Here is an 11,263-nt window from a genome sequence, read left to right on the forward strand (position 1 = left end):
GCCTCGTACCTCGGTTCCTTCAACCCGGACAGGCGTCGCTCTGACGCTCGCCTGGAGTGAGACACCCAGGTCAGCGCCGGAGCGCGTCCAGAGCGGTCGCGTTGGCACCGAGGTCGACGTCCCAGGCCGACCGGAAGGCAGCTGAGGAGAACTTGTCCTTCGGCTGGGCTACGTCCGGGCGAGACCACAGGTAATCAATTTCGGTTGCGAGCAGTGTCGCGAACAAGTGCTCGCTCCGACTCGTGTTCGAGTCGTGCGTCACGACCACGATGTGCTCCGGGTCCGCCGCGAAGAGCGAGGCGTGGAGCGCGCCGCCGGAGAACCCCGCCACCGTCCGCGCTCCGCGCAGGGTCCGAGCAACCTCGGATGCGGTCGCGGAGTCAAGGTTGACGATGGTGAAGCCGAGCGCACCGAAGCGTGCCATGACCTCTGCCGCGTTGCGGGGGAGCGGCGTGCCGTTGCTGTCATGACGGGTGAGGAAGACTCGGTCCGGACCATCTCCATCGACCCCGAAACCTCGTCTGATCGCAGCCCAGGTCTCTGCGTTCACCGGGTGCGCGTAGTGGTGGCCGCCGTCCTGCCAGGACTGTGACGCGATCACCAGGCGCTCCACCACGACGTCGCAGTCCACCATGTGGACGTCCTCCGGCACGATGCCGAACGCATGCAGGACGTCGCGCTGGAACACCGCCTCGGGGTCCTCGGGGCTGGTCCGGTACAGGGCGCGCAGTGCCGGTTCGCGGCGCTTTGCCTCGGCCCACCCCCACAGCTTCGACAGCGACACCGAGAGGAACTGGGCACGGTCGCCGGGCCCCGGGGCCGTGAGATCAAAGAAGACGCCGTCGAGCCGCGGCGTTTCAGGCCGAGGCTCCGTCATGGGCAGGGCGATCTGCTCACTCACGTTGCGGAGCTCGTCGTTCCATGCGCGCCACGGGTGCTTGAACGAGCTGGGGAGCACCGTCGACCCGGTCACGGCCAGCATGGCCGGGCCGAGGGTGGTTCCGCCCCGCACCTCGAGCAGGGACAGTTCCGGAGCCTGCATCGGGAAGGCGGGCAGCTTGTGGGCGACGTCGGAACCGGTCGAGCGGACGATTGGCTGGTCCTTGACCGTCGCTGCCCTGCGTGAGCCGAGGACTCGGACGTTCTGGGCTCCGAGACGGCCGGGAAGCAGTTCGAGAGCGTCTTCGTGTCGTACCTTGACGAGGTGGTCCCGCTGCTTCGCGGAGATCGTCCTGCCATCGCTGTCCCACGTGCGAGTGATGCTGTCCTGGAGCTCTTCGACTTCACCGGCACCGATGCGGCGCGACCCAAGCGACTCAAGCGCCGCAGCCCACGGCGAGCGTTCTTCGGTGCGCAGCGAGATGAACGAGCCCCCGGCCGCGATGTGGAAAAAGCTCCGCTGCCAGCGCTGTAGCTGCTCGACGAGCGTCCTTGCCTGCTCGTCGACCACGGCGGCGACGGGACCGATAGAGCGGAGGTACGCCGCGATCTCGTCGTTGGTCGCGGCCTGCACGGCACCCGACTCCTCGAGTTCTGGGCGGGCGCGGAGGTCCGCCAAGACGTGGAGCCGGTACTCGAACGCGGCGCGCCACCGAGAGAGGTCCCGTTTCGACGTCGGGCCGGCGATGAGCACGACTGGGCGCTTCATCCGGCGGAGGTCGTCGAGGTGTTCCTCCAGGTCGGGTCCTGCTGCGTTCAGCTGCGTTCCACCGTCGGTTCGGTCGCCACGTCCACGCAGGATTCTCATCCCTTCAGGCTAGCCGAAGCGCCGAAGCGCCGGGGTGTCGTGGCCACGAGGCCGGTCAGGACGGACGGCGGAAGGCGCGGGCGAGTGCGTCACTGATACGGGTGATACGCCGGTCCCGGTACCGCTGGACCTCGCGCCGGTACCCGAGCGCTGCTGCACGCCACCGCGCCTTCTCCGCAGAGAGACGCTCGCCTTCGGCGGCCAGGTCGGCGGTGGCACGCTGCTCCTCGGCGAGCTCTCTCCTGAGGGCCGCCGCTTCGGAGCGTGTGTGCTCGACGAGCTCCCGCGCCTCGCCGAGCTGCTGCTCGACTGTGCGACGCTCCCGCGACTCGCGTCCGAGCCGGAGTTCGAGCTCCGAGCGTTCCGCAGCGACGGCCTCCAAGCGCTCGGTGGTCCAGCGGTGCGCTTCGCGCTCGCGTCCGGAGTCCACACCGAGGACGGGGGCGGCGTCGGCCAACACTGCTTCGGTGACTCCGAGCGGCACTTGGGCAGGCGGGTCCATCGGTTTGAACATGAAGGGCTCACCCCGCAATGCGCAGCCGAGCGCGCGCCACCAATCCGATTGGCCCTGCTGGACGGCCCGGACCGCCGAGTTGACGCCTTCGGTCACGTGCGGCCACTCGTCTACGAGCGACGAGACGAGGCCCGCGAGGACCGTCGGGTCGTCGAGGACTGTACCGGGGAGCACGGTCCGTGCCAGTCCGTACTGCGATGTGGCTCCGACCATGCGTTGCCAGGTGTAGGCCGTGTCGGCGAAGCCGAGCGCCGGAACACCTGCGGCCGCGGCGAACACGACGGGGTGGTACCGGGTGGACAGGGACACGAGCGCGCGCGACGTCACCGCGAGGGTCTGGCCGGCTGGCAGCACCGGGAGCAGCACCGGCCGGGAGACATTAACGGCGATCGCAGCGTGGTAGACGATGTCGTCCTTCGGAGTCTCGACGTCGAGCGAGCCCGCGTGTGGGACGAACACGACGGCGCAGTCGAGCTCCTGGCTGACCGCCTCGAGTGCCCGGCCGACGCGGTCGGCATGTGCTCGTGCCCTCTCGTCGTCGAGGCCCGGCGGCCGCTCGAAGCTCGCGACCAAGTAGCGTTCCGGCAGGTCGTCTACCTCGTCGTCGAGCGGTGCCCGGGGGAGGAGCAACGCGTCGTCGCCGGTGGTGAAGACGCGTCCGGCATCGGCGGCCAGCGAGCGAGCGAGCGTGGCACTGGTCCCCTCGCGAGCCCCGAACACAGCCGCTGAGTCGATGATCTCGGTCATCACCGGCAGGTCGACTTCCCTGAAGGTGGCGCCGAGCGTCTGGCTCGTGACGAAGACCGGCCGGCCGAAATGGCGAGCCACACGGACCAGGGCGAGTCGCTCGTACAGCTGGTGCACGTACTGACTCGTCATGTTTCCGCCGCCGGCGATGACGACCGCGTCCGCGTCGTGCACGGCGTCCAGGACGGTCTGCGCCGGTCCCGTCCTGCGCTGGAAGCCGGCCAACGGGGCGAGGACCTTCTCGAGGTGGCTGTCGTGCCAGTCACGGGGCCACCCGAGCTTGAAGTGGAAGCGGGGGACTGCTGCCACTCCATGGAGCCGTGCCGCAACCTCGGGATCGGCCGCAACCACGGTGACGTCGACGACACCGTCAGCGGTGAGCCGGTCGATCGCGACCTGGGTCATCGCTTCGTCACCCACGTGGTACAGGTGCGGCCAGCCGACGTCGCCCATGACGACGACCCGACGCGCGGGAGCGGGATGGTCGTTCATCATTCAGCCCTCCGGCCATGAGACCGGGCATCGCCGATGGCAGCCTGCACGGCACGACGGAGCTTCGGGGCGAACGGGCGTTCGATCCCGTAATGAACACCGGCGGCAAGTGCGATACTCACGATCGTTGCAAGTAGGACCGCGACGAGCCAGCCGTACTGCTGCGTGTGGGCGATGACCTTCCAGCCGATGTGTTCGTGCAGGAGATAGAGCGGATAGGTCAACGCTCCGACGGTTGTGAGCCAGCTCCACGACAGGCGCCGGACGGGAGTCAGCGTGACGAGGAGTACTGCGCCGAAGCACATCACGATGAGCACGAACTGGGTCCACTCAGGGATCGGGCTCCCCGTGGTGCTCTCGATCCTCTGCGCGGCTTCCGGGCCAGCAGTGGTGATCGCAAAGGCGATGTTGACGGCGAGCAGCATCCAAGCCATGACGTTGCGACGCTCACGCACGAGCAGGTAGATCAACATGCCGCCCGCGAACAGCGGAGCGTGCTGCCAGACGAGCATGTACGCCAGAAAGTCGAAGCCGTGGCGTTCTGCAAGAACGGCGACAACGGGCCACACGACCGACAAGACGAGCACCTTCCGCTCGGTCAGCCTGAAGCAGAGCAAGATCGCGATTAGCAAGTAGAACCGCATCTCGACCCAGAGCGTCCAATAGACCCCATCGACGTGGTCGACGCCGAACGGTTCGTGCAACATCGTGAGGTTGATGGCGATCTCGCTCGGTGAGAGCCAGTACGCCCCGGTCGCGATCAGCACCGCGGCCGTCAGAAGCACCGAGACCCAATACGCGGGGTACAGCCGTGCGATGCGCGAAGCGACGAAACCGTCCAGCGGTCTGCCCCACGCGCTCATCAGGATGACGAAGCCGCTGATGACGAAGAAGAGGTCGACTCCGAAGACTCCGTACTTCGAGACGTCGAACACTCCTGGGGCGAACTCCGAGGCGGGTGTCGTCCAGGCGTCGGTCTCGCGCGCAGTGTAGTGGAAGGCCAACACCGCCAGTGCGGCAACGAAGCGAAGACCGTCCAGCGCTGCGTACCGCTGGGTCTGCGGGAGCGCCCGCTCACGGAGCAGGGGGGCAGGGGTCATCTCGACCATGCTCGAACCTCTCGGTCGGGCCGCGGCTCAGCCGCGGATCAGGTCAGCGTCGGAGTCGGTGGCGAGCGCGGCGGGGGCCGCGGGACGAGGGCCGCGCTCACGCGTGGCCTGCATGGCAGCGATGACGCGCTCGGAACTGCGGCCGTCCCGCATCGTGAACGTCCGCGCCACCCGCGATGCGAACGGCTCAGCCAGCTGCCAGCCGTTGGCGGCGACCGCCCCGATGGCGTCCACCGCCGCATCGACGGTCAGCACGCGCTCGCCGAATCCGTCCCGCTCGTAGTCGAAGTACCCGCGTCGCCCGATGTGCATGCCGTTGAAGAAGTCCTCGGCGTCGAACTGGAAGTTGACCACCGGGATGTGCAGGAACGAGGCCTCGAAACCGAGCGAGGAGTAGTCCGTGAGGACGAGGCAGGCACGCGCGAGGACCGACTGGACGTCGTTGCCGTCGTAGCCGAGCAGGGTGACGTGGTCCGGGACGTCGAAGTCGTCGAGGTGAGGCTTCATGTTCGGGTGCGGCATGAAGACGATGCGCTTGCCCGACGCCTCCGCGATTGCGCGCAGCCGCTCGGATCGGAGCAACGCTCCGTACTGCTGGGCGTACTCGCTCGAGGCGAAGTTCTCGCCCTTCGCCCGAGCGTTGGAGCCCGGAATCGAGGCCCCAAGGAGCACCTGCCGCCAAGTCGGCATCAGCACGATCGAGTCGCGTTCGGTCTCGGACAACGCCGCCCGCTTGGCGAGGAGTGCGTCGTGCCGCGGGAAGCCAGTGAGCTGCGTCTCGCGTGAGGTGAACACAAAGGGTCCATCTCCCGCGATCGAGTGCCACTCCGGCGGCGTCGCTGTGACGAACACGTCGATCGGCTTGATGTTCAGCCAGCGTGAGAGGTCGTCCTTGGTGATGCCGTGCTGTAGGAAGGTGAACTTGAAGTGCGACTTGCCGTACCGACGCGCGTCCAGCGGGTGGATCACGTAGTGGTCGATGTGTGACGAGGCGAGGTGGTCGGCCGAGAGCAGGAGCGACGCCCAGTCCTTCGACTTGTACTCGACGAGCCGGAAGCCCTCGCGCTCCAGCCGGTCCCAGTCGCTCGACCGCCGGTCGAGGATGAACCAGGCGTTGATGTCCGGCCGGTTCGCCGCCACCCACCGGTACAGGTGCTCAGCGTTGTCACCGGCGTCGGTGTCCTTGTCCATGAACGCCCAAGCGTGCGCGAACTTGTCGCGGGTCGACTGCTTGTGCAGGTGGCGGGAGGTCGCGGCGTTCTCGCGGGCGCGCTTCGAGACGTACTTGCGGACGTCGCCGCGGATGCGCCGGAGCAGCGCACCGGTGCGCTGACGAGTTGTCTCCTCGGGTGCGCCAAGCCGTGGGGTGGCTCGGCGGCGCTCGTCGTGGATCACCGGTGCGAGGTCACGGATGGTGATCGCCTCGGTGTGCCCCCACTGCTCGTGCCGCACGCTCGGGAGGGCGCGGCCGTCGACCTCGACGACGGTCCTCGTGCCACGGGCGAGCCAGACGTGGCGTCGTCGCATCGTCACCCGACCGTAGAAGGCGAAGTCCTCGGTCTTGGCGTGCAAGGGCTCGACCTGCTGACCGTCGACGACGAAGCGCTCCTGCGGGTTCACCCCGGTGAACCAATAGGTGAGATGAACCTCCTGACGGATTTCGTCGACCTCGTTCAGTCGGACGTACTCGGGAGCCCACCGTGCGCCGGCGTAGCCGTGCAGGAACGTCGCCTTGATCGGGAACTCCACGCCCATCACGTTGAACTCGCGGATCGCGTCGTCGCTGATCGACTGCAGGACGAGCCCGACGAGCTCGTGGAAGCGGGGGAGCACCGTCGTGGGTGCCGCCGCCGTGATGGAGCGGATCTTGCGTTCGTTCTTGTAGTACCAGAAGAGTTCGTAGAGCAGGACGTTCTGGAGCCACCGCGGCAGGTCGCCGGCTGCTCGGTGCGCTGTCTCGACGAGGTCGAGGTACCCGGCCTCGAGGAGCTGCGTGTACTTGTCCTCCTTGAGGTAGCTCACCTGGACGAGGGAGCTGCCGTCGGTGCGGGTCCGGTAGTGGTACTTCGCCGAGGCGAGCAGTCCGAGCTTGTGTGTCCCGTTGAGGAGCAAGTACCGCGCGATGAAGTGCCCGTCCTCGAAGTTGGGGCGCACCTCGGGGTCGAAGAGCAGCCCGAGCTCCCGGATGAGTCCGAGGCGCATGAACGAGGAGTTCGCGCTCAGGTGGACGAGAGGCTCCACGTGCAAGTCCGCGATCCGGCTCCCCGTCGCGAACTTGTGACGGAGCGGGTGGGTGTCTGTGAGAAGGCCGGTCGTCTCATCCCACACCACCTGGTGCGTGCCCAGCAGGGTCAGGTCGGGAAGGTCGTAGAGGCGCATGAACTTCAGCGCCTCGGCGAAGTAGTTCGCGTCGAGCCGGTCATCCGGGTCTGGGAAGCTCACCCACACGCCCGAGGCCTCGGCCATGCCGGCGTTCCGCGCGTTCGACAGCCCAGCGTTCTCCTGGTCCACCACGACGACGCCGTCGCGCCCGACGGCCCAGCGCTCGATGACTGCGAGCGAGTCGTCCGGGGAACCGTCGTTGACGAAGACGAGTTCGACGTCGTCGAGGCCGCTCGTCTGAGCGTCAAGCGAGGCGAGGAACTCGGGCAGGTACCGACCGACGTTGTAGCACGGGATGACGGCAGAGATGAGGGGGGAAGTTTCGCTGCGCAACGCGCGTGCCTTTCGGGGTGTGGACGTCGAGCTCGGCCATGGGCGAACGCGCCGAGCGGAGCGACGCCCGGAGAGGTTATCAGCAGCCGCGCCCGGTGCAGGAGGAACGCTCGACTCTTGGTAGCGTCGGCGGGTGATCGAGCACAGTGACGACGACGCCCTCCTCTCGGTCGTCATAGCGGCGCGGAACGCTGGGCGCTGGATCGACGAAGCGCTGGACTCCCTGCTCGCCCAGGGGCCATCGGTGGCCGAGGTGCTCGTCGTCGACAACGGGTCGACGGACGACACCGCGGAACGGGTGGCAGCCGCGGCGCGGTCCGACCCTCGCGTTCGTCTCCTCGTCTCGACCGCACCGACCGCCGCCGCCGCACGGAACGAGGGTGTCGCCGCTGCGACGGGCGAGTACCTCGCCTTCGCCGACGCCGACGACATCGTCCCTGACGGCGCCTACGCGGCCATGCTCGCGTCGCTGGAGGCGAGCGGTTCCGACGTGGTGATCGGCGACCACCTCAAGTTCTCCGCGACGAGGACGTGGAGTCCCACCCGCCGCTGGTACCGGTTCGACGAGGTCGTCCGAGCCGCCGCTCCGGAGGCTGTTCCGGAGCTCCTGTCCGGACGCGCCTGCTGGAACCGGGTGTTCCGTCGGTCCGCCTGGGACCGTATGGGACTGTGGTTCCCCGAGGTCCAGAGCGTCGAGGACATACAGCCGATGACGCGGGCGTTCGTCGAGGCGCGCAGCATCGACATCGTCCCTCAGTGTGTCTACCTGTACCGTGACCGCGGGGACACGACGTCGTTGTCGCTCCGCGCCGATGCGGCGGGCACCGTGCGGTACCTCGAACAGGAGCTTGCCTGCGCCGTTGCGGTGAGCGGTAGCCCCGTGCTCCGTGCTCAGCACGCCATGGTCGTCCTCGACGCGGACGGCTGGGCGCACCTGCACCGGTTCCTGCTCACCGATCCCGACGCCGTTGCGATGGCGACGGTCGCGCGAGCTACGGCAGCGCTCGCAGCGGCCCTCCCGGTCGATCTCCTGCGCGACGTCGCTCCCGCCCGTCGTGCGCTCTGGGCACTGGTCCTGCAGGGCGACTGGCCCGCTGCGCGGTCGTTCGTGCTCGGCGAGGCGAGCACGATCGCGACCGAACGGATCGGGGCGTGGATCGACGCCGTGGCGCGGGCGTCCCGGGCGGAACCGGACATCGCTGAGACCCTTGCCCGGGATGGGCTCGTGCCGACGCTGGTGAACACCGCCGAGGAGGTCGACCCGGTCTGGCTGGCTCACCGGCTGCCGGCGGTCGCGGTCGTCGTGCCTCCATCGGGCGCGGTCCTCGCCGACGCGATGACAGCTGCGGTCGGAATGCGCGACCCCGACGGCGTCCGGGCGGTGTCGGCGCTCCGGCACGTCGTGCCCCTCATGGTTGACCGAGTCGAGGTCACGGCGACGGGCCTGGTGATCGGTGGCCCGGTCGACCTCGTGGCACGCGGGCTCCGAGCCACCGTGCTGCTGGCGGATGCCGACGCCAACGAGCACGCCGTCGCGGTCTTCGCCGACGGTGCTCGCTGGCGAGCGGAGGTGCTCGCTGAGCGGGTCACGTCAGGTCGCCACAGGGTGTCGGTGTCCTTCGCCGGTGTCGACGGCCGTTTCCCGGTGGTCACCGCACGGATGCCTCTCCCGCCCGTCGCCGACACCGTCCCGATGCAACCCCTCGCGGACCGCAAGGACGGCTGGCGCTTCCTGGTCGACCGCCGCACCCCGGAACGCCCGGGGCTCGGGAGCCTCCTTGCCAGGATCGCGCGCCGCCTCCGCTGACCGGAAGGGATGGCCGCTGACCCGCAGGTCGATCGCCGCAGTTGCGCCGAGCAATGTGCGGCCCATGGCGCGCATCGTCGAGAATGGGGGACATGCGCCGTTCCGTACCCGTCGTCGTGGCCGTGCTGGTGGTGGCCTTCGTCGTGGCGGCGCTCGCCTGGGTGAGCGCCGAGTCGCTCCGCGACACCGAGTCGACCCCGATCGCGGCCGACGCTTCACCGTCGGCGCCGCTCCGGGTGGCGGTCGTCGGGGATTCGCTCAGCGCCGGGGCCTCGCGGTTCCTCGGCAACGGATTCGATGAGGACTCCTGGATGACGTACGCCGTGGGCGACGGGATCCAGTTCGCAGGCGGGTGGGCACGGGCCGGCGCGACGCCGGAACAGATGGCCGACGCCGTCCGCCCCGTCGAGCGCGTCGACGTGCTCGTCGTCCTGGCGGGCACCAACGCCGTGCTGCACGGGGAGACGGGCGCCGACACGGCCGACTCCTACGACCGCATCGCCGAGGTCATCCACCCCGATCGCGTCCTCGTCGCGGCGATCCCGCCGTATCGGGCACATGCGGCCGAGGCCCTCGCCTACAACCGCGACCTCCGCGTTCTCACACGGGAGCGGGGCTGGACGTGGGTGGATCCGTGGACCGCGGCGCGCGATGGGGACGCCTGGGCGCCGGGTTTCAGCGCCGACGGTATCCACCCGGCCGGGCCACAGCAGTACGCGGTGCTCGGTCACGCGTTCCGCCAGCTCATCCTCGAGCACCGACCGTCAACAGCGCTGGCGGACTCCTGACGAGTGGCGCGCTCGCCGAGGAGCATGCCCCCCCCCCGCCCGACGCTCAGCCCCGGACCCGCTCCAGCAGCTCCGCGTACGCCCGCGACCGCCTGAACGGCGCGAGCCGTCGGCTGAACACGTCCGCTCCCACCGCCGCCGCCGGACCCATCAACAGCGAGGCGAGAGACGATCCCGGAGCGACCGACGATGCCGCGTCCGACGGATCGAACCACCGGACCCATTCCTCGCCCCCGAACTCCGCACGCAGGTACGGCTCGTCCGGTAGCACGGCCGGCACCTCGAACGACGCGGCGAGGTGCAGTGCGCCGGAGTTGAGGACGCGGCGGTAGGGGAACACCGCGAGGTCGGCCGCCCGAAACCACCGCTGCACGTCCACGTCCTCGACGTGGTCGTGCTCGCGCACAGCACGGACGTCGTCGCCGAGCAGCGAATCGATGACGGCGCGGTCCTCGTCGGAGGTCCTGCCGGCGAGGAGCAGAACCGGACGCTCAGCGGGGGCGAGCGCACGGACGGCTTCGACCAGGACGTCGATGCCCTTGTACGGGCGCATCTGGCCGAAGGCGAGGACGGCGTGGTCGCGGTCCGTGAGTCCGAGCGACGCACGCGCTTCCTCGCGCGAAACCGAGTCCGGGTACACGCCCTGGTAGCTCGGGTGCGGGAGGTGTACGACCTTTGCAGGGTCGAGCTCGTAGTACGAGGACACGGCCGTGGGCGTGTCCCTGTTCATCACGTGGACGACGTCTGCGGCGTCGGCCAGGTAGCGGTTCAGTTCGAGTTCGAGCTCGAGGTGCCGCGCATCGTGGGGGAGGACGTTGTGGATCGTCCAGACGAGCCGAGCTCCGCGTGTGCGCGCCGCGTCGACGGCGGTGCGGAAACGATCGAGACGAGCCCGCGCTTCGTCGAGGTCGTCGTCGTTTCGTTGCACGATCGGGGATGTCCAGTGCATGTGGAAGACGTCACCGGTACTGAGGCGACCGAGGTGCTGCTCGAGCTGCTCCAGACGCAGGCTCTCGAGGACGTTCCAGCCGCGTGCCCGTGGGGCCAGCAGCATGAGGTTCAGGAACGGGTTGTCGCGGTAGGCAGGGAACACCGCGAGGAGGTGATCGGGCACTGACCGATCCTACGGGGACTCGACCGGAGGCGGGGTGGTGTCAGTCGAGCGTGGCGACGATGTACTCGGCCTCGTGCAGGACCGAGCAGAACGCCAGTCCCTCGTGGTCGAGCGCATCGCGTTTCCGGATGACCGCACCGCACACCGAGCACTTGGTCGTGAAGGTCGACCGCACGACGTCTGAGATCAGTGACATGCGTTCATGCTGCGCGCTGAAGGTGAACAACGGG

General features: G+C 68.8%; 8 protein-coding genes. 2 read left to right on the forward strand and 6 right to left on the reverse strand.

Going from position 1 to position 11,263, the window contains the following annotated elements; genetic code table 11:
* Positions 1-70: 70 nt before the first annotated feature.
* The 4 genes from DEJ11_RS07275 to DEJ11_RS07290 form a co-directional block, all read right to left on the reverse strand.
* On the reverse strand, positions 71-1,513 hold the full coding sequence (locus DEJ11_RS07275) for a glycosyltransferase family 61 protein (RefSeq protein WP_284176690.1): 1,443 nt from the start codon (positions 1,511-1,513) through the stop codon (positions 71-73).
* Between the two features lie 289 nt (positions 1,514-1,802).
* Positions 1,803-3,500, reverse strand: a complete 1,698-nt coding sequence (locus DEJ11_RS07280) for a polysaccharide pyruvyl transferase family protein (RefSeq protein ID WP_181440827.1) — start codon at positions 3,498-3,500, stop codon at positions 1,803-1,805.
* Positions 3,500-4,609 (reverse strand): acyltransferase family protein, encoded by a 1,110-nt coding sequence (locus DEJ11_RS07285; protein WP_111103531.1) that lies wholly within the window; start codon positions 4,607-4,609, stop codon positions 3,500-3,502. The genes DEJ11_RS07280 and DEJ11_RS07285 overlap by 1 nt, the downstream gene beginning before the upstream one ends.
* A 27-nt stretch (positions 4,610-4,636) precedes the next feature.
* The gene (locus DEJ11_RS07290) at positions 4,637-7,324 is read right to left on the reverse strand and encodes a CDP-glycerol glycerophosphotransferase family protein (RefSeq protein WP_181440828.1); all 2,688 of its coding nucleotides are present in this window, start codon (positions 7,322-7,324) and stop codon (positions 4,637-4,639) included.
* Between the two features lie 133 nt (positions 7,325-7,457).
* Between DEJ11_RS07290 and DEJ11_RS07295 the strand changes: the two genes are divergently transcribed.
* Both DEJ11_RS07295 and DEJ11_RS07300 read left to right on the forward strand, forming a co-directional pair.
* A complete protein-coding gene (locus DEJ11_RS07295) occupies positions 7,458-9,131 on the forward strand; it encodes a glycosyltransferase family 2 protein (protein WP_146250049.1) in 1,674 nt (557 codons plus the stop codon).
* A 92-nt stretch (positions 9,132-9,223) separates the two neighbouring features.
* Positions 9,224-9,919, forward strand: coding sequence for an SGNH/GDSL hydrolase family protein (locus tag DEJ11_RS07300; protein WP_181440829.1), 696 nt, complete (start codon positions 9,224-9,226; stop codon positions 9,917-9,919).
* A gap of 46 nt (positions 9,920-9,965) precedes the next feature.
* On the opposite strand, the gene DEJ11_RS07305 is transcribed toward DEJ11_RS07300, so the two are convergent.
* On the reverse strand, positions 9,966-11,033 hold the full coding sequence (locus DEJ11_RS07305; protein WP_111103535.1) for a glycosyltransferase: 1,068 nt from the start codon (positions 11,031-11,033) through the stop codon (positions 9,966-9,968).
* Positions 11,034-11,073: 40 nt separating this feature from the next.
* On the reverse strand, positions 11,074-11,229 hold the full coding sequence (locus DEJ11_RS07310) for a hypothetical protein (RefSeq protein WP_181436829.1): 156 nt from the start codon (positions 11,227-11,229) through the stop codon (positions 11,074-11,076).
* Positions 11,230-11,263: the final 34 nt, after the last annotated feature.

The organism is Curtobacterium sp. MCLR17_058 (assembly GCF_003234705.2).
GTDB classification, from domain to species: domain Bacteria; phylum Actinomycetota; class Actinomycetes; order Actinomycetales; family Microbacteriaceae; genus Curtobacterium; species Curtobacterium flaccumfaciens.